Raw genomic sequence first — 19019 nt, 5'->3', positions numbered from 1 at the left:
TAAGCAATTTTATGAAAGACAAGATCTTCGGCGTATTGCAGCGTGTCGGCCGGTCCTTCATGCTGCCCATCGCCCTGCTGCCCGTGGCGGGCCTGCTGCTGGGCATCGGCAGTTCTTTCACCAACGAGACCATGCTGGAGGCCTACGGCCTGACCGGCGTCATCTACCCCGGCTCCATCATCTACACCGTGCTGGACATCATGAACCAGTGCGGCAGCGCCGTCTTTAACAACCTGGCCCTGCTGTTCGCCATGGGCGTCGCCATCGGCATGGCCAAAAAGGAAAAGGAAGTGGCCGCCCTGTCCGGCGCCATCGCCTATCTGGTCATGAACACCGCCATCTGCGCCATGATCAATGCCGCCGGCGGCGTGGAAGCCATGGCCCCTAACACCACCACCTCCATGCTGGGCATCACCACCCTGCAGATGGGCGTGTTCGGCGGTATCATCGTGGGTCTGGGCGTGGCCGCTCTCCACAACCGCTTCTATAAGATCCAGCTGCCCCAGGTGCTCTCCTTCTTCGGCGGCACCCGCTTTGTTCCCATCGTCAGCACCGCCGTCTACCTGCTGGTGGGCATCGCCATGTTCTACGTCTGGCCGGTGGTTCAGACCGGCATCGGCATGCTGGGCAACCTGGTGATCAGCTCGGGCTACGCCGGCACCTTCATCTACGGCCTGGTGGAGCGCGCTCTGATTCCCTTCGGCCTGCACCATGTGTTCTATATGCCCTTCTGGCAGACCGCTGTGGGCGGCACCGCCATCATCGACGGCGTCACCGTCCAGGGTGCGCAGAACATCTTCTTCGCCGAGCTGGCCTCCAAGACCGTCACCGAGTTCTCGGTGGACGCCACCCGGTTTATGTCCGGTAAGTTCCCCCTTATGATCTTCGGTCTGCCCGGCGCCGCTCTGGCCATGTACCGCGCCGCCCGCCCCGAAAAGCGCAAAGTGGTGGCCGGCCTGCTGCTGTCCGCTGCTCTGACCTCCATGCTCACCGGTATCACCGAGCCTCTGGAATTCACCTTCCTGTTCGTGGCTCCCGTGATGTACGCCGTCCACTGCGTGTACGCCGGTCTGGCCTACATGCTGATGCACATCCTCAACGTCTGCGTCGGCATGACCTTCTCGGGCGGTCTGATTGACCTGACCCTGTTCGGCATCCTCCAGGGCAACGACAAGACCCACTGGATCTGGGTGGTCGTCGTGGGCGTGGTCTACTTTGTCCTGTACTACTTCACCTTCACCATCATGATCCGCAAGATGGACCTCAAGACCCCCGGCCGCGAGGCGGACAACGAAGAAACCAAGCTGTACACCCGTGACGACTTCAAGGAAAAGACCGGCATCGGCCCCGACGGCTCCAAGGGCGCCAGCGGCGATACCGTCTCGGCCACCATCCTGCGTGGTCTGGGCGGCAAGGCCAACGTCTCGGACGTGGACTGCTGCGCTACCCGTCTGCGCGTGACGGTGGTGGATTCCTCCAAGGTCAACGACGGCCTCCTCAAGCAGAGCGGCGCCTCGGGCGTGGTCCACAAGGGCAACGGCATCCAGGTCATCTATGGACCTCAGGTGGCCGTCATCAAGTCCAACCTGGTGGACTTCATGGAGACCCCTGCCGCCAGCGCTCTGGACACCGCTGCTCCGGCTCCCCAGCCGGCTGAGCCCGCTCCCAAGCCCGCCGCCCCCGCCAAGACCATGACCGCCGCCGTTCTGGGCGCTCACATGGCCGGCACCGTGGTGCCCATGGCCGAGGTGAAGGACGAGGCTTTCGCCTCCTGCGCACTGGGCGAGGGCGCCGCCATCGAGCCCACCGAGGGCAATCTCTATGCCCCCGCCGACGCCATGGTGGACAACCTCTTTGACACCCACCACGCCATCAGCCTGGTGACCTCCTCCGGCGCAGAAATCCTGCTCCACATCGGCATCGACACCGTCAAGCTGGAGGGCAAGTACTTTACTCCCCACGTCCAGGCGGGCCAGAAGGTCAAGAAGGGCGACCTGCTCATCAGCTTTGACATGGACGCCATCCGGGCCGCAGGCTACCTGTGCACCACCCCCATGATCGTCTGCAATACCGACGATTACGCCGCCGTCAAGGTGCTGGCCTCCGGCCAGGTCAAGCCCGGCCAGGATCTGGTGGGCCTCGAATAATTTCGTTTGCGTTTCTCCTCCTCATTGTTCCAGATACAGCCGCCCGTCTGCACTCCCTTGCAGGCGGGCGGCGCCTTTTTGTGCCCGGCGCTCCCCGCTCTGCGGTGAGGCTCTCCCGGCCAGGACAGAGGACAAGCGGCCCTCTCCCCTTTGTCCGGGCAAAAGCCGCTGTAAACCGCTGCCAGCTGCTTGCAGGCTGCACCAGGGCCGGCCTTGTCTGGGTGGACAGCCCCGGCCGCCCCTTCTGGCGCTCTCTCCGCGCCCCAGCTTACCGCCCGGCCCAAGAAAGCCCCACAGCCCTCGGCTCACCCGCCGGGGGCTGTATCTGTCTGACAAAGGAAAAGCGGCGCTTTCCAGAGGCGAAACCGCCCGGAAAGCGCCGCTTTCAGCGCAGGGATATAGAGATGCCGCCTTAGGCCAGACCAGCCAGCTGAGGCAGCGCCATACTGATGGCGGGAATATAGGTCACCAGCATCAGGCCCAGCAGGATGGCTACATAGTAGCACAGCATATAGGGCATGGTCTTGGACAGGCTGGTGCGGCCCACCTTGATGGCCACAAAGAGGGTGTTGCCCACCGGCGGGGTAATGTTGCCGATGCAGAGGTTATACACCAGGATCAGACCGAAATGGATGGGGTCCATTCCAAAGGTCTTGACGATGGGCAGGAACAGCGGGGTAAAGATCAGGATGGCGGGGGTGACGTCCATGAAGGTGCCTGCCACCAGCAGGATCACGTTCATGATGAGCAGGATGATGATGGGGTTGTCGGTGATGCCCAGCAGGGCAGCGGAAACCGCCTGGGGGATCTGCAGGAAGGCCATGACCCAGCCCAGAATGTTGGACACGCCGATCAGAAAGACCACCATGCCGCTCATCTTGGCGCTGTCCACCACGATTTTCCAGAAGCTCTTGAGGGTGATGTTGCGGTAGCAGATGCCCAGGATCAGGGCGTACACCACGGCGATGGCCGAGCCCTCGGTGGCGCTGAAGACACCGGCGATGATGCCGCCGATGACCACGATAATCAGGGACAGGGAGGGAATGGCCTGCAGGGTGGCCTTGCCCAGGTTGGACCAGCTGAACTTGCCGGGGGTGCCCTTATAGCCCTTCTTCTTGGCGATGATGATGGCCACCACCATGCAGCAGACCGCCCAGATCAGGCCCGGCAGATAGCCGGCCATGAACAGAGCTGCCACCGAGGTACCGCCGGCGGCCAGAGAATAGGTAATCAGCGCGTTAGAGGGAGGAATCAGCAGGCCGGAGGGAGCCGAAGCGCCGTTGGTGGCAGCGCACAGGGCCTCGTCGTAGCCCTGCTCCTCTTCGCCTTCACGGACCATGGAGCCGACGGCGGCGGCCGCAGCCGAAGCCGAGCCGGAAATGGCGCCGAACAGGGCGTTGGCGCCCACGTTGGTCACCAGCAGGGCGCCGGGCAGCTTGCCCAGGATGGCCATAACGAAGTTGACCAATCGCTTGGCGATGCCGCCCTGGTTCATCAGGTTGCCCGCCAGGATGAAGAACGGAATGGCGGTCAGGCTGAATTTACTCATGCCCACAAAGATGCGCTGGGCGCCGGTGACCACCGAAATATCCAGGGGAACGGTCTGAAGGATGGTGAACAGGGAGGCGATGCCGATGGAGTAGGAGATGGGCACGCCCACCACCAGCAGAACCGCGAGGATGACAATAATCATCCCGAGAGATTGCATGGCCATAACTTACGCTGCCTCCTTCTTGCCTTTGCAGATATCGTAGATGTTGAGGATGGTGTAGAGGATGTTGATGACGCCGCAGATGGGCATGGTGACATAGAACACGCCCACCGCAACCCCCAGCGAGGAGGTCATCTGGCCCATGGCCAGCTGAGTGATGGCGTAGCCGCCGTACACCAGGATGATGCCGGAGAAGGCCATGGCCACCAGCTCACCGAAGACAGCGAAGAATTTCTGCAGGGCAGCGGGCATTTTTTCCACCACCACGGGGATGTTCATGTGGCCCCGCTCACCGGTGATGAGGGACGCGCCAAACAGGCTGGCCCAGGCAAACAGATAGCCCACCAGCTCCTCGGACCAGGTGGAGGGGTTGTTCAGGACGTAGCGGGTAAAGACCTGCCAGACGGTCAGGGCCGTCATGGCGATGAGGCTAACCCCCGCCAGACCATTCATGATGAGATTCAGCACCTTACGGATGGATTGCATAACGTGGAACACTTCCTTTCTCGCGCTCAGGCCTCGTACTCGGCGTTGTAGGCCTGGATCCGCTCATAAATGGGGGCCAGGTCGGGGTATTGGGCCAGCATCTCCTCGTGCATGGGGGCCACAGCCTCCTGGAAAGGAGTGATGTCGGGATAGATGAAGTTGACCCCCTGCTCGTTCTGGGCCTTGTCCTTGGCGGCCTCTACGGCGTCGCCCCAGGCGTCCCGCTGGGTCTGGTTGACGATCTCGAAGCCCTCGTCAAAGATGGCCCGCTCCTCGGCGCTCAGGTCTTCCATGAAGCCCAGGTTGCCGATGAGGATGTCGGGGATCATCTGGTGCATGGTGTAGGAATAGTACTTGCAGACGTCGCCGTGGCCGTTGTCGGTCAGGGCCAGCTCGTTGTTCTCGGCGCCGTCCAGCATCTGGGCCTGGAGGGCGGTGTACACGTCGCCGAAGCCCATGGGGGTGGCCGAGCCGCCCAGCAGGTCCATCATCCGCACGTTGGTGGGAGACTGCTGCACGCGGATCTTGAGGCCCTTCAGGTCGGCGAGGGTGTTGATGGGGGTCTTGATGGTGTAGAAGTTGCGGGTGCCGGCGTCCAGCCAGGTCACCGCCTCAAAGCCTGCCTGCTTGGTGGACTCAAAGATGGGGCCCACCACCTCGGGGTCATCCATGGCGGCATGGTAGGCCTCGGCGCTGGAGAACAGATAGGGCAGGTTGAACAGGGTGTAGTTCTGGGAGAAGGTCTCCAGCAGGGAGTTGGACGCCACGCAGAAGGTGATGGCGCCGGTCTGGGTCAGCTGCACCATCTCGTTCTGGGAGCCCAGCAGCTCGCTGGGGAAGATCTGAACGTCGTACTTGTCCCCCAGCTTTTCCTCGATAAAGGACTCAAAGGCCAGCAGACCGGTGTGGGTGGGGTGGTTGGTGGACTGGTTGTGTCCAATGCGGATGATTTGCAGGCCGTTGTCGGCAGAGCCGGCACAGCCGGACAAACCGCTCGCAGCCAGAACGGCCATCGCCGCCAGGAACGAGCGGCGAGAAATTTTTTTCATAAGCATTCTCTCCTCCTTGGTAACCAAAGTTATCCCGGCAAAAAGCCGCACTTTGTTTCATATTTCTACTATATCCTACTTGCATTCCAAAAGCCAGATGGAATACCTCACCAATTTACTCCCCATTCTTTGTACACAAATGCAATGTATGGCAAATTCTTTCCCGGTTAATGCAGACATTTTGCACAAAAACGGGTTTTATTTGTGCATATAAGTGAGACAGGGCCAAAAAGCCTTCCTTTTCCTCCCGGTTTTGCCAGCAAAAATCAGCCCCCGGGCCGGTTTAAAACGGCGGGCCGGGGCCCGGCCGCTCCCCTTCCCTCTCGATTTACAAAATTCGTCAAAGGCAGCCTTTTTCTCATCAGAAGAAGGCTGTTTCTTAATTTTTCTTTTCAATCAAAATATTTCAGCATAAAATTCTTGACAAGCCTGCGGCAGATTGCTACTATATGTGTTACGGCATTTTGCGATTATACTGTGAAACAGGAAACAATCGGGAGGGTTTTTATATTATGAAGAACAAGATTTTGATGGCAATGGCAGCCGCAACCGCACTGGTGGTTCTGGCAGGCTGCAGCAGTTCCTCCAGCACTGCGGACAGCACCGCCGCCAGCAGCACTGCCAGCAGCGCAGCTGCATCGGAGGAGACCACTGAGACCACCGGCAAGGCCGATGGTGTCTACACCGCCCAGATGGACGATGCCTCGGCTGAGGCCGCCTACGGCTGGCGCGACGAGCTGGTGGTGGAGTACAAGGACGGCAAGATCGTTTCTGCTACCTTCGAGAGCTACGACGCCGACGGCAACAAGAAGAGCGAGACCACCGCGGAGACCTACCCCATGGACCCCTCGCCCGCTGACTGGATGCCCGAGCTGAGCGAGAACATCGTGAAGGCCGGCACCTCCTCTGAGATCGACGGCATCACCGGCGCTACCCTGGCCACCAACAACGCCAAGGCTATGCTGGCCGCCATCGAGGCTGAGGGCGAGCCCGACCAGACCATCGTGGTGTCTGAGCCGGAGGCCTAATCCACTTTTCTGTCACATTCCATAGCATTCCATCCTGAAGATCGGTATAAACCGTAGTCTGGGGCCGCATCAATCCCAGACGCTTACCATAAAACACACCGGCAAAGTCTCCCCCAGGGACCGCTTTGCCGGTGTGTTTTTGTTTGGGACAGGCCGGGGGCTTTCTTGACTGGGTCATCCCAGGGTGCTATATTTAGCTATATAAAAAGGAAGATTCAACACACTGAATCATCGGGCACCATCCTTTGAGACAGCGCCCATGAAAGGAGACTTTCGCTTTGAAACACCGTATTCTGGCGGCGCTGCTGAGCGCCGCCCTGTTTCTTTCGCTGGCTGGTTGTGCCGCTGCGCCGGATATTCCCCAGCCCACACTGGAGGAGCTGCTGGACCAGGTAAACGCCGAACATCAGAGCATTCAGAGGGAGGAGCTGGACCCTACGCCCTATCTGCGCACCAGCCTGTCAGATGAAGGCTGGATGAAAATCTCTGCTTACATCACCAACACGCGCAGCGACTATGACCCCGATTTGGAACTGACCCACAGCCAGGCCGTGGAGGATATCAACTACCTGTTCGATGCCTTTTATTACGCCTACGGTTTTTATGACTACTTCGGCGGACACGCGGCCTTTGATGCGGCCCAGGAGAAAATGCTGGAGGCTCTGGAAACCAAAGACACCCTCACCTGTCAGGAGCTGGAACAAATCATTGTCAGTCAGCTGGGCTTTATCAAAGACGGGCATTTCCGGATCAACGAAACCAGCCCATCCCCCACACAGGTTCCTTTTTTCTTCCGTCAAACTGCCTTTTTGAAAACGGAGGACGGCTACCAGACCGTCAATGGCAAAACGGTGGAGTCCGTGGAAAATCACACAGACCTGGAGGAGCTGTTCAAGCGTTCCATTTCCAAGGAGGGGCAGATCGTTTATTATCCGGTGCTGCTGAAAGAAGCCGTATTTGACGGGCAGTCGGAGTTTGAAAATCACATCTGTGACGAAAAGCTGACCGTTCATTATACCGACGGCACCACCGAGACACTGACGGCTGAACCCTGGAAACTGTATTACGAGAATTTGCCGAAGGACCAGAATACAGACTTGCGGGAGACAGACGGCATCCCGGTGTTCCAGTTCAACAATTTCGATAAAGACTATCAAAGGGCCACTATAAACGGGGCCCAGGAACTCAAAGCCAAGCCGGTCTCCATGCTGGATCTGCGTTCTAACACAGGCGGCGCCGAAAGCGTTCTGCATTCCTGGATCAACCGCTACGCATATGGTCAGAATGTTCCCGGCAATGGGCTTCGGTTTTCCAGCTATGACGGCAGCTCGGAAAATGCACTGGAAGACGGGTGGATCGATCATGACAACCTGCTGATTCTGCTGACCGGAAAAATCACCGCGTCCTCTGGAGAGATCATCCTGGATACTGCCTGCAACCTGGAAAACAGTCTGATTATCGGCGAGAACACCTATGGTGCCATGCTGGGGAACAGCGGCCATGTAGTGCTGCCCAACAGCAAAACCGCTGTACAAATGAGTATGTATAACTTCTATCTGACACCGGAAGGTTATGATTACTTTGAGGAACTCCGGGGCTTTGAGCCGGATCTCTGGGTCCCCGCCGGTGAGGCCGAAACCCTGGCCGCCAAGCTGATCCAGCGGCTTTCCGGGGCCGGCGAATGATTGGAGATGGGGGTGTGCCCTTGGGGCGCACCCTTTTTGCTTGGGCGGAACTTCCCCGCCCGGGCCGGGACAACAAAAAATCCCGAGTACCAAAGTACTCGGGATTTGGTGGGCGCGGGTGGATTCGAACCACCGAAGCATTAAGCAGCAGATTTACAGTCTGTCCCCATTGGCCACTCGGGAACACGCCCATATTCATTTTTGCGGTATCTGTTTCGTTTGCCGGACGACTCGTTTATTTTACCACAGGTGAGGCGCCTTGTCAAGAGTTTTTTCAGATTTCTTTTGGATTTCTGTCGGAACCCTTTGGGAAGACATTTGACTCTCCCCCTGCGCTGCCGTGGTTTTCCGGACCGCTTGCTTATTTTATCACCGAAGGCAGATTTTGTCAACGGGTATTTTTCGGTTTTTTGCCCAGGCCCCTTTCCGCCGACAAAATCCTGTTTTCTCTTGTGTTTTTTCAGGCTGTACTTTATAATAATGTCAGCGGCGACAAGGTTGGACGAGGGGGTTTATCTCCCCCCGCGGGCATCTGCCTGGACGGCAGCGGCTGACGGGTCTTTTTTTGTTGTGCAAAAACAGCCGTCCGTTCCCAGCCTTCGCCGCGGTCCGCTCAAACCGTGAAGGAGGTATTTTGGAAACAATGAATTTTCTCGAACAATTCCTGGAGCTGTTCTCGAACTTCGGGAACCTGAATTGGCAGATGCTGGTGATGTGGGTCGTCGGCGGTCTGCTGATCTATCTGGCCATTGCCAAAAAAATGGAGCCCAGCCTGCTGCTGCCCATGGGCTTCGGCACCATTCTCGTCAACCTGCCCCTGTCGGGCGCCATCACCCAGGGCGACACCGAAGGCCCCCTCTCGGTTCTGTTTGAGGCAGGCATGTCCAACGAGCTGTTCCCCCTGCTGCTGTTCATCGGCATCGGCGCCATGATCGACTTCGGCCCCCTGCTGGAGAAACCCTGGCTGATGCTGTTCGGCGCTGCGGCCCAGTTCGGCATCTTCTTCACCCTGTGCATCGCGGGCCTGTTCTTCCCCCTGAAGGACGCCGCTTCCATCGCCATCATCGGCGCAGCCGATGGCCCCACCGCCATCTTCGTGGCCAACACCCTGATGTCCGACTATCTGGGACCCATCATGGTGGCCGCCTACAGCTACATGGCCCTGGTGCCCATCGTTCAGCCCCCTGTCATCCGCGCCCTGACCACCAAGAAGGAGCGCTGCATCCGCATGTCCTACCAGAAGGGCAGCGTCAGCCGCACCACCCGCATCCTGTTCCCCGTGGTGGTCACCATCCTGGCCGGCCTGGTGGCCCCCGCCAGCGTGGCTCTGGTGGGCTTCCTGATGTTCGGCAACCTGCTGCGTGAGTGCGGCGTCCTGAACTCCCTCAGCGAGACCGCCCAGAACGCCCTGGCCAACCTCATCACCATCCTGCTGGGCATGACCGTGGCCAGCCAGATGACCGCCGACAAGTTCGTCCGCCCCGACACCCTGCTGATCCTGGCTCTGGGCCTGTTCGCCTTTGTCTTTGACACCGCCGGCGGCGTCATCTTCGCCAAGGTTCTGAACATCTTCCTGCCCGAGGGCAAAAAGATCAACCCCATGATCGGCGCAGCCGGCATTTCGGCTTTCCCCATGAGCGGCCGTGTGGTCAACCAGATGGGCCTGGCCGAGGACAACCAGAACTTCCTGCTGATGTACTCCATCAGCGTCAACGTCTCGGGTCAGATCGCTTCCGTCATCGCCGGCGGCCTGCTACTGGCCCTGATGGGGGTCTGATCCTCCGTCCCGCTGTCCCGGCGCCTGCCTGCGGCGGGCCCGGCCTCTCCATGTTACCATAAGAAAGGGCTTTGCATATGAACTTCGCTTCCCTGTCCCAGACCCTGCCGATGATGCTGATCGGCATGGTGGGCATCTTTATCGTGATTGTGGCCATCATCCTGGTCATCACCCTGCTGGGCAAGCTGTCCAACCGGTAAGCAAACGCAAAAGAAATCCCGTGTCCCCCAAAGGGACACGGGATTTTTTCGTTTTGGATTTTACAGCTCCGCTTTGGCCCGCAGCAGGAAGGTCTGGATCTGGTCCAGCTGCTTTTCGGCCACGGCGCGGCCGGTGTCATAGACCCGCTGCAGCTCCCGGGGATCCCGCTCCATGGCGCCGATCTCCAGAGGGATGGGCGGGCGGATCACATAGGCGTCGCCGGCCTCCTCCAGCATCGAGATATAGGACAGGGTCTCGTTGTAGCGCTCGTGGCGGTCGGCCGCCGCGGCCACAAAGGCTGGATAGCGGGCGTACCGGGCCCGGATGATGGGCAGGAACTTGGTTTTCTTTTTCTCAAAGCCCTTGGGCTGGGTCAGGATGATGAGGTTCTTTTTGTAGCCGATGGATTCCAGGAACCGCACCGGGATGGAGTCCGCAATCCCTCCGTCCAGCAGGCGGTGGGGTCCGATCTTCACCGTGCGGGCCGCCAGGGGCATGGAGGCGGAGGCCTGCATCCATTTCAGGTCCTCCTCGCTGCCGGTGCGGCACTTGTGATAGACGGGGTCGCCGGTCCGCAGCTCGGTGCACACCACAAAGAATTCCATCGGGGACGCCGCAAACGTCTCGGTGTCAAACGGGTCCAGCTTTTCCGGGATATCGTGGTAGCAGAACTGCTCGCTGTACAAGTCGCCTGTGTGCAGCAGGTTGTGCATACTGGCGTAGCGCTTGTCGTTGCAGTAGGCCAGATTGTAGCGGATAACCCGCCCGGGCTGGTGCGACTTGTAATTGCAGCCAAACACCGCCCCGGCCGAAACGCCCACCGCCCCGTCAAAGGTGACGTTGTGTTCCATCAAAACATCGGTGACGCCCGCTGTGAACATGCCGCGCATGGCGCCGCCTTCCAAAACCAATCCGGTTTTCATGATCTGCTCTCCCCCTCTGTGACGGCGGGCAGCCCCGCCGGCTGTCGTTGCGGCGGCGGGCCGTGTGGAGCCCCCGCCCGGAGAATGTTTTCTCCGTTGACCACAAGTATAATCAAAAACCGGCAAAAGTACAAGAGGCCCCCGCCCAAAAGGGGGCTGTAAAAAGGCGCGGTTTTTGTAAAATTTTCGCGCAAAAACCTATTGCCACCCCTGCCGCAATCCGGTATACTGTTGTGTATTGAGAGAAGAAGTGAAACCGCCGTCAGGCGGAGGGAGGAACCAGGCCATGAAACTTTTGGAAGAGCGCATCCGCAAAGACGGCATCATCCGCGAGGGCGGAGTGCTGAAGGTCGACAGCTTCATCAACCACCAGATGGACATTCCCCTGTTCCGGGAGATGGCCCGGGAGTGGAAGCGGCTGTTCGCCGGCAAGCCCATCAACAAAGTCCTGACCATCGAGGCCAGCGGCATCGGCATCGCAGCCATTGTGGCCAGCGAGCTGAACGTGCCGGTGGTCTTTGCCAAGAAGGCCATGAGCATCAATCTGGACTATGACAACTACGAGACCCAGATCCAGTCCTTCACCCACAAGAAGATTTACAACGTGATTGTCTCCAAAAAGTTCCTGACCCCCAACGATCATGTTTTGATCGTGGACGACTTCCTCGCCAACGGCTGCGCCCTGATGGGCCTGCTGACCCTGGCCCAGGAGGCCGGCGCCACGGTGGAAGGCATCGGCATCGCCGTGGAAAAGGGCTTCCAGCCGGGCGGCGATCTGGTTCGCGCCCGGGGCATCCAGCTGGAGTCCCTGGCCATTGTGGAGTCCATGGACGCCGCCACCGGCGAAGTGGTCTTCCGTCCCCAGCCCCACCAGAGCTGAGAAATGCAAAAAAACTCCGTGTTTTCCCCAGAGGGAAGGCACGGAGTTTTCTTTTTGTCTCAATCGGCGTCAATGAGGCGGCCCAGGGCGAAGGAATAGATCCCCTTGTAGGTGACTTTGCGGGGCGCAAAGCGCTTTTCCACCGCCAGGGCATAGAGGTTCAGCTGGGGGCGGTAGGCCGCCAGGAACTCAGCCTCGGTCTTGCCCCGGTCAGTCTTGTAGTCCAGCAGTTCCAGATGATCGGGGAACACCAGCAGGATATCCGCGATGCCCTGCACCAGCACCTGTTCCCCCCGGACGGCGGGAGGCATTTCCTCGGGGGCCTGGCCCTGGGCGGCCAGCACCGCCCCCGCCGGCAAAGCCGTGATGAAGGCGTACTCCCGCAGGACTTTTTCCGCCGCCAGCACCCGCCCGAAGGCCTCCCCCGAAAAGAACCGGGCCAGCCGGGCAATGTCCAGCTTTTGGGCGATTTCGGGGGCGGTGAGCCGGGCCGCGGTCTGGCGGTCCCGCTCGGCAGCCAGGGCCTGGTCCAGAGCCAGGCCGCCCTGCCGGGAGGGTCCGGCCAGCGCGTCAAAGTCAGCGTGCTCCATAAAGGCGTGGAGGGCGGTGCCCATCTCGGCGGCGGACAGGCCGTCCTTGGCCAGGAAGGCGGGCCGCTCCAACGTGACCTCCCCCGCCTTGTGGACGATGCTGGTGACGCTGACCTTGGCGGGCACCGCCGCCAGTCCTGCCGCCGGGTACTGCCACGCAAAATTGTCCCGCAAAGCCGCCGCCAGGGCGGGGTCCGCCGGGACAGGGGCGGGAGGTTCCGGCGGGGCCACCGGCTGGGCCGGGTCGGGAATGGTCAGGGTGATGACGCTGTCGGTCCGGACAAAGGGCAGCTGTAAATCCCCCGCCTGCCGCCGCAGGGGGCCGCCGTTGGGATGGACCAGCAGCGCGGCCCGCAGCCATCCCGCAAAGGAATTGCACTGGCTGTACAGCACCGGGCCCGCATCCGCCGCCAGGAAGGCCGCGGCCTTTTCCAGAGGATTGGCCGTGCGGGTTATCCCCAGAGGCAGGGTCAAAATCAGACGGTCCTGGGCCCGGGTCAGGGCCACATACAGCAGCCGCATCTGTTCGCTGCGCATTTCCCGCTCATGGACGGCGGCCAGGGCGGTATAGGCCGCCGTCTTGTACAGCTCGCCTCCTTCCTGCCGCAGCCGCAGGCCCGCGCCGTAGACCCGGTGGAGGAGCACCGGCTCCCGCAGGTCGGCGGCGTTGAACTTCCGGGCGGTGTCGGCCAGAAAGACCACTGGGAACTGCAAGCCCTTGGACCTGTGGATGGTCATAATGGTGACGCAGCCGGGCCGGGCCGCCCCGGGCACCGTGTCGCCGGTCTCGCCGCCGGCGTCGCTGGCTGCCTCGATGGAGCGGACCAGGGCCGAAATGCCGCCGCTGCCCGCCCCGGCGCAGAAGGCCGCAAACCGCCGGGCATCCTCCCGGCGCCGCTGGCCGTTTTCCATGGCGCCCAGGGCCGCCAGATAGCCGGCGGAGGCGAAAATCTCCTCCAGCAGCCGTTCCGCCGGCATGCTGCGGGCCATCCGCCGCAGCTCGGTAAGCCGGGCATAAAAGCCCCGCACCCGGCAGGAAAAGGCGTCCTCTCCCTCCCCGGCGGCCACTTCCGCCACCGCGCCGTAGAGGCTGCCGCCTCTCTTGCGGGCCCGGAGTTTCACCATCTCGTCGTCGGTGAAGCCAAAGACGGGCCCCAGCATGGCCGCCGCCAGGTAGATGTCCTGGGCGGGGTTATCGATGATTTTCAGCAGGGCCACCAGGGGCCGGATGTGGGGCGCTTCAAAGAGGTTTTCCCGAGCGTCGGCATAGACCGGGATGCCCCGGTCCGCCAGGGCCCGGGTGTACACCGGGAATTCCGCCCGGGCCGCCAGCAGGATGCAGCAATCCTCATACCGCACCGGCCGGGTGGAACTGCCCTCCCGCACCGGCTCTCCCGCTGCCACCAGGGCCTCAATCCGCCCGGCAATCCATGCGGCGTCGGTCTCCTGCTCGTCGTCGGGCAGCAGACAGGCCTCCACCGCCCCCTGATATTCCCCCGGGGCGCCACAGACCAGCCGCTGGCCCTCTCCATAGGCGGTATCGCCCAGATCGGGGCTCATGAGCTGCTCAAAGAAGAAATTGACCCCCTCCACCACCGCCGGGGCCGACCGGAAGTTGGCGTCCAGGGCCAGCATGGCGTTTTGGGCGGGGCCCTCGGGCTCCGGGCGGGCCCGCCCGCCGGACAGCGGGGGCCAGGTCTCCAATTTTTCCCGGAAGATGGCCGGGTCGGCCTGGCGGAACCGGTAGATGCTCTGTTTCAGGTCGCCCACCAGGAACAGATTGCCCCCGTCGGGGGCCGCCAGACAGGCGTACAGGGCGTCCTGCAGGGCGTTGGTGTCCTGGTACTCGTCCACCATCACCGCGCCATAGCCCGCCCGGATGCCCTCACACAGAGGGGTGGGCCGGCCGTCGGGGCCCCGGAGGAGTTTCAGGGCCAGGTGCTCAAAGTCGCTGAATTCCAGCAGCTTCCGCTCCTGCTTTTTGGCGCTGAACCGGGCGTCAAAGTCCCGCACCGCCTCCATCAGGGCCGCCAGACGGGGGGCGGCCAGGGCCCGGTCCTGTTCGGCTTCGGCCTCGCTGCAGGGGATCAGGTCCAGAATTTCCCCGAACAATCCCGCCGCCTCGTTGGCACGGGTGCGGACGGCGGCCTTCCGGGGACCGGCCAGACGGCCTTTCATCCCCTTCAGGCCCGGCTCCGGCTCCATCCCCAGCACATAGGGAGTCAGCAGGTCGTACAGGGCCTCCCATTCCCCCGCCCCGGCCAGCTGTTCCACCCGTTCCAACAGGGTCAGAGCCGATTCCAGCCGTTCCAGGGGCTCGACAAATTTATCGTTGGCCTTGGCCGCCGCAGAGGCCCGGGCCGCGGCGGTCTTTTTGCTCTCCTCCGCCCGGGCCCGCTCCTCTTCCAGGTCGGCCCGGCAGTCGGCAAAGGCTGCCCGCAGCAGCCCGCAGGCCGCCCGGGCCCGCTGTCCGGCCAGCTCCAACAGCAAATCATGCCACGACGACGACGCAAAGCTGCCCTCCTGCTGCCAGGGGGCCAGCATCTCGTCCATCTTTTTGTGGTAGTCGGGCAGAGCCCGCAGGAAGTCATAGACCTGCAGCACCGCCCGGCCCGCGGCATCGTCGCTGCGGCCCTTGCCGTACAGATCGGCAAAGGCGCAGAAGTCGGGGTTTTGGCAGGCCTGTTCCAGGGTGTCGGCCAGGGCTGCCTCCCGCAATACCTGGACGCTGCCGGCATCGGCGGGGACAAAGTCGGGGGGGATGTCCAGCGCCTCAAAGTGCCGACGCAGCAGATCCAGACAGAAGGCGTCGATGGTGCAGATGGGGGCCCGCTGCAGCAGCATCCGCTGGCGGCGAAGCCAGCCGTTGGCGGGGTCCGCCTGGCTGAGCCCCAGCAGCTTTTCCCCGATGCGGGCCCGCAGCTCGGCGGCGGCCGCATTGGTAAAGGTGACGATCAGCAGCTGGTCGGCGTCCACCGGGTGGTGGGGGTCGGTGATGAGCCGCACCGCCCGCTCGGTCAGCACAGCGGTCTTGCCGCTGCCCGCCGCCGCGCTGACCAGCAGCCCGCCGCCCCGGTCTTCGATGGCGGCCTGCTGGGCCGGTGTCCATTGGGGGGTCATGGCGCTTCCTCCTCTCCTTCGGTTTCTTCAAAGGGCTTGTCGGGGGCCAGGTCTTTCACAATCCGCTCGTCCTGGCCCAGCTCGTGGCAGCAGACAAACCCGTAGTCACACCACTGGCAGGGGCTTCGCCCCGCAATCAGAGGCGCGGCCCCGATCTCGCCGCCGTAGAGCCGCTCTCCCATGCCGGTGACCAGGTTGTCCAGGTGGGCCTCGATGCGGTTCAGCTTGGCGGCGTCGGCCCGCCGGGCCTTCTGCCAGGGACTGGGCTTGCCGTTCACCCAGGTGAAGGGCAGATACCGCCCGGTCTTTTCGGGGTCCATGGCGTCAAAGAGTTTTTCCTCGTCCCGCACCAGGCCGTCCAGCTGACAGGGGGCGGCCGGACCAGCGGCGGCCCGGGCCGCGGTGGAGGGGTTAGGGTCGGCCAGCAGGTAGAGCACACCCGCCGGCTCCGCCCCCGCAAAGCGGCCCTGCTCGTCCCGGGTCAGGCTGAACAGGTACAGCAGCATCTGGCAGTCCAGGCCGCAGTAGACTTCTTTCAGGTCCAGCTTTTTGGTTCCGGTCTTGTAGTCCACCACCCGCACCCAGCGGGTGCCGTCCTGCTCCACCCATTCGTCGGCCCGGTCCACCGTGCCGATCAGCCGCACCGTCCGCCCGTTGGACAAGTGATAGGTCTGGGGCTGGACGGCGCCGGCTCCCGCGCCGATTTTCAGCTCGCAGGCCGCCGGGGAAAAGCTGCTCTGAGCCTGCTCGTCCCGCAGATAGCACAGCAGGGACGCCATGCTCTTTTTCAGCCGGGAGAGCAGATACCGCAGCCGGGCGGTGTCCTCGGGCAGATACCGCCGGGCATATTCATCCACCAGTCCCGCCGCCAATGCCCCCAGCTGGCTGTCGGTCAGCTGGGCAAAGGGCGCGGGCAGAGCGCCCTTGCAGGGGTTGTCGGGGCCGGGATGGGGGTCCAGCGCCATCTGAAGCACCCAGTGCATCAGGGTGCCGCTCTGGTCCGCCGACAGCCGGGCTTTCTTGCGGGGCTTGAGGCCCAGCACATACCGCAGAAAATAGCCATAGGGGCAGTTGGAATAGGCCTCCATCTGGCTGGGCGAAATGGCCAGCTCCGGCCCCAGCAGCCCGCCCAGGGCCGCCAGGTCCTGGATGTGATGGGGCGGGTTCTGGGCCATCCGGGTCAAAAGGTCCAGACCGGCGCTGCCGCTGCCCGCCAGGGCCTGGGTCAGGCTGGCCCGCTCGATGTCGGTGAGGGGCCAGCCGCCTCCCAGACAGTCCAGCGCGCTGCCGGGGGTGGCCGCCATATCCAGCAGGGTCAGGTCGGGGGCAGGCGGGTTCAGCGCGTCGGCGATGGGCTGGGCCGCCGCCGACAGGGTCAGCCCCGCCCCCTTGGGCCAGCTGATCCACAGCCCCCTGGCGGGGGCGGTCATGGCCTTGTAAAAGCAGACCTGTTCCCGGACCACACGGTTTTCAAAGCAGTCGGGCAGCTCGATTTCCTGCCGCATCAGGGCGTCCCGGTCGGCGTGGGTCAGCAGGCCGGTCTGGCCCGGCGCGGCGGGGAATTCCCCTTCCGCCACCCCCAGCACAAAGACATAGTCCGGGGCGTCCAGACGCATCTTGCCCGCCGAGGCCAGCATGATGGCGTCCAGGGTCTGGGGGATATGCCCCAGGTCGGAGGAGCGCAGCAGCAGCCCGAACAGTTCGGCGTATTCCGCCGGGGCCACCGTCTCGCTGCCCAGCAGCTGGGCCATCTGGTTCAGCAGGTCCATCACCACGTTCCACTCCCGGGCAGCCTCCTCGGCGGCCGGGATGCCCCGGACCAGCCGCAGGGCTTCCACCTGCTGGTTCTGGGCCTCCTCGGCCCCCAGGGCCTCCAGGCAGAACCACAGGGCCTTGCTGATTTGTTCCGCGCTGGCCTCCCGGCAGCGGCTGCGCAGGGTCTCAATGGGCCCCATCAGAAAGGCCCGGGCCTCCTCGGCCTTTTTCAGGTTGTCCTGTTCCTCGGCGGTGAGCTTTTCGCCGCCGAAGCCACGGGGGCTCTTTTTGAATTCCTCCCGCCATTCCGACGCCCGGGGCGACCAGGTATAGGCGTAGTTTTCCAGGGCGCAGACCTGGTCCTCCGGCAGGCGGGTCAGCCCGGTTTTCACCAGGGCCGACAGCTGTTCGGTGTAGTCCGCCCCCCGGACCAGTTCCAGCAGGGCGGTGACGGCCGCCGCCGGGGCGCTGAAGGCCGGTGTGGTGGACTCGTCGCACCAGAGGGGAATCCCCGCCATCCGGAATTCATACCGCACGGCGGCCCGGTACTTGTCCAGGTCCCGGCAGACCACCGCGATTTTGCCGCAGCGGACTCCCTGGGCCATCAGACGCCGGATGGCGCCGGCGGCGGCCCGGGCTTCCTCCTCCCGGCTGGGGGCCGGATAAAGCCGGATTTCTCCCGCCGGCCCCGGCGGCGGGGTGCAGCGGCCGGCGGCCAGCAGCTCCCCCAGAGCCGCCAGGGAGGGGGCGTCCTGATGGCGAAGGTCTTGTTTCAGCAGCAGGGGCACCGCCACCTCCGACCCGTTTTTCCGGGCCAGACGCCGCAGCTGGGCCCCCACCCCCTTAGCGCCCGAAAAGAGGCTCAAATCCCCGGGTTCGGCGGGGGATCCGTCGTCGCACAGGGCCACCGTCACCTGGGGCAGCGCCGCCAGCATGGCCCCCATCAGCCGCTGTTTGGGGGCGTTGAAGGTGTCGAATTCGTCGATGAACACCGCCCGGCCCTCCAGAAAGGACGGCATCCGGCCCTCGGCCAGGGCGGCTTCCAGACGGTCCGCCGCCAGCTGAATCCGGTCGGAGGGGTCCATGCCGGTCTGGGCCAGCAGGGTCTCGTAGCCCTCATAAATCAGGGCCAGCTCCCCCAGCCGTCCGCTCTCGGGGCCGCAGCCCTGGGCCAGAAGGGCAAAGTCCTCCCCGGTGACGCCGGCGCTTTTCAGCTCGTCGATGGTCTCGGCGGCCAGCTGGCAGAAGGCCGCGCTGTGGCGGTGGCGGTAATAATAGTGGACGTTGTCCTGCAGCTCCTCCAGGGCGCGGCGCACCAGGGTGACCCGGCCCGCGTCGGTGAGGGTCTGGACGGCAGAGCCGCCCTCCTCCGACAGAATCCGTTCGGCCAGGCTGGTGAAGGAAAAGCTCTCCACATAGCCCGAACCCTCGTCCCCCAGTTCCCGGTAGATGCGGCCCTCGGTGGAGGAGGTGAACTGTTCCGGCACCAGCAGGATGCTGTACTCTCCCCGGGCGGCCCGCTCGGCCAGACGGGCGTAGAGCCAGCTGGTTTTTCCGCTGCCCGAGCCTCCCAACACCAGTTTCAGCATGGCGCAATACCTCCCTTTGGTCCAAAGAAAACGCCCCATTGCGCCGCCTGCGGCGGATGTGGTAGAATAGGCCTGCAA

12 protein-coding genes and 1 tRNA gene are annotated in these 19019 nt (G+C 62.9%); 6 read left to right on the top strand and 7 right to left on the bottom strand.

The features are described 5' to 3' along the window. Positions 1-11: 11 nt before the first annotated feature. Entirely contained in the window at positions 12-2147 is a 2136-nt protein-coding gene (locus B5E67_RS07245; RefSeq protein ID WP_087384368.1) for a PTS transporter subunit IIABC, read from the top strand. Positions 2148-2559: 412 nt separating this feature from the next. Here the strand turns inward: B5E67_RS07245 and B5E67_RS07240 are convergent, their stop codons facing one another. From B5E67_RS07240 to dctP, 3 genes are read right to left on the bottom strand one after another with little or no spacing between them, the layout of a single operon-like run. Continuing rightward, complete coding sequence (locus tag B5E67_RS07240) at positions 2560-3861, bottom strand: TRAP transporter large permease (RefSeq protein WP_087384365.1); 1302 nt, start codon at positions 3859-3861, stop codon at positions 2560-2562. A gap of 3 nt (positions 3862-3864) precedes the next feature. Then, a complete protein-coding gene (locus B5E67_RS07235) occupies positions 3865-4344 on the bottom strand; it encodes a TRAP transporter small permease (RefSeq protein ID WP_087384362.1) in 480 nt (159 codons plus the stop codon). Positions 4345-4370: 26 nt separating this feature from the next. Next, positions 4371-5393 (bottom strand): TRAP transporter substrate-binding protein DctP, encoded by a 1023-nt coding sequence (gene dctP / locus B5E67_RS07230; protein WP_087246212.1) that lies wholly within the window; start codon positions 5391-5393, stop codon positions 4371-4373. A 512-nt stretch (positions 5394-5905) separates the two neighbouring features. Here dctP and B5E67_RS07225 point away from each other — a divergent pair. Further along, entirely contained in the window at positions 5906-6421 is a 516-nt protein-coding gene (locus tag B5E67_RS07225; RefSeq protein WP_087384359.1) for an FMN-binding protein, read from the top strand. Between the two features lie 278 nt (positions 6422-6699). Then, positions 6700-8106 carry a S41 family peptidase gene (locus tag B5E67_RS07220; RefSeq protein WP_087384356.1) on the top strand — a complete coding sequence of 469 codons (1407 nt, stop codon included), beginning with the start codon at positions 6700-6702 and terminating at the stop codon, positions 8104-8106. A 106-nt stretch (positions 8107-8212) separates the two neighbouring features. Here the strand turns inward: B5E67_RS07220 and B5E67_RS07215 are convergent. Beyond that, positions 8213-8297, bottom strand: a tRNA-Tyr gene (locus B5E67_RS07215). Between the two features lie 452 nt (positions 8298-8749). Between B5E67_RS07215 and B5E67_RS07210 the strand changes: the two genes are divergently transcribed. Further along, positions 8750-9883, top strand: a complete 1134-nt coding sequence (locus B5E67_RS07210; protein WP_087384354.1) for a sodium ion-translocating decarboxylase subunit beta — start codon at positions 8750-8752, stop codon at positions 9881-9883. A gap of 77 nt (positions 9884-9960) precedes the next feature. Then, the gene (locus B5E67_RS07205; protein ID WP_087246195.1) at positions 9961-10083 is read left to right on the top strand and encodes an OadG-related small transporter subunit; all 123 of its coding nucleotides are present in this window, start codon (positions 9961-9963) and stop codon (positions 10081-10083) included. A gap of 60 nt (positions 10084-10143) precedes the next feature. On the opposite strand, the gene B5E67_RS07200 is transcribed toward B5E67_RS07205, so the two are convergent. Beyond that, positions 10144-11007, bottom strand: a complete 864-nt coding sequence (locus tag B5E67_RS07200; RefSeq protein ID WP_087246194.1) for a patatin family protein — start codon at positions 11005-11007, stop codon at positions 10144-10146. 286 nt (positions 11008-11293) lie between these two features. On the opposite strand from B5E67_RS07200, the gene B5E67_RS07195 reads away from it, so the two are divergent. Then, positions 11294-11887, top strand: a complete 594-nt coding sequence (locus B5E67_RS07195) for a xanthine phosphoribosyltransferase (protein ID WP_087246193.1) — start codon at positions 11294-11296, stop codon at positions 11885-11887. Positions 11888-11946: 59 nt separating this feature from the next. Here the strand turns inward: B5E67_RS07195 and B5E67_RS07190 are convergent, their stop codons facing one another. Both B5E67_RS07190 and B5E67_RS16040 read right to left on the bottom strand, forming a co-directional pair. Beyond that, positions 11947-15597 carry a UvrD-helicase domain-containing protein gene (locus B5E67_RS07190; protein ID WP_087384351.1) on the bottom strand — a complete coding sequence of 1217 codons (3651 nt, stop codon included), beginning with the start codon at positions 15595-15597 and terminating at the stop codon, positions 11947-11949. Continuing rightward, positions 15594-18941 carry a PD-(D/E)XK nuclease family protein gene (locus B5E67_RS16040; RefSeq protein ID WP_087384348.1) on the bottom strand — a complete coding sequence of 1116 codons (3348 nt, stop codon included), beginning with the start codon at positions 18939-18941 and terminating at the stop codon, positions 15594-15596. Before B5E67_RS16040 ends, B5E67_RS07190 begins: the two co-directional genes overlap by 4 nt. Between the last annotated feature and the right edge of the window lie 78 nt (positions 18942-19019).

The organism is Faecalibacterium sp. An122 (genome assembly GCF_002160895.1).
GTDB lineage: Bacteria > Bacillota > Clostridia > Oscillospirales > Ruminococcaceae > Faecalibacterium.
The sequence above is the reverse complement of the archived record's forward strand: the minus strand, read 5'-3'. Positions and strand labels throughout refer to the sequence as shown.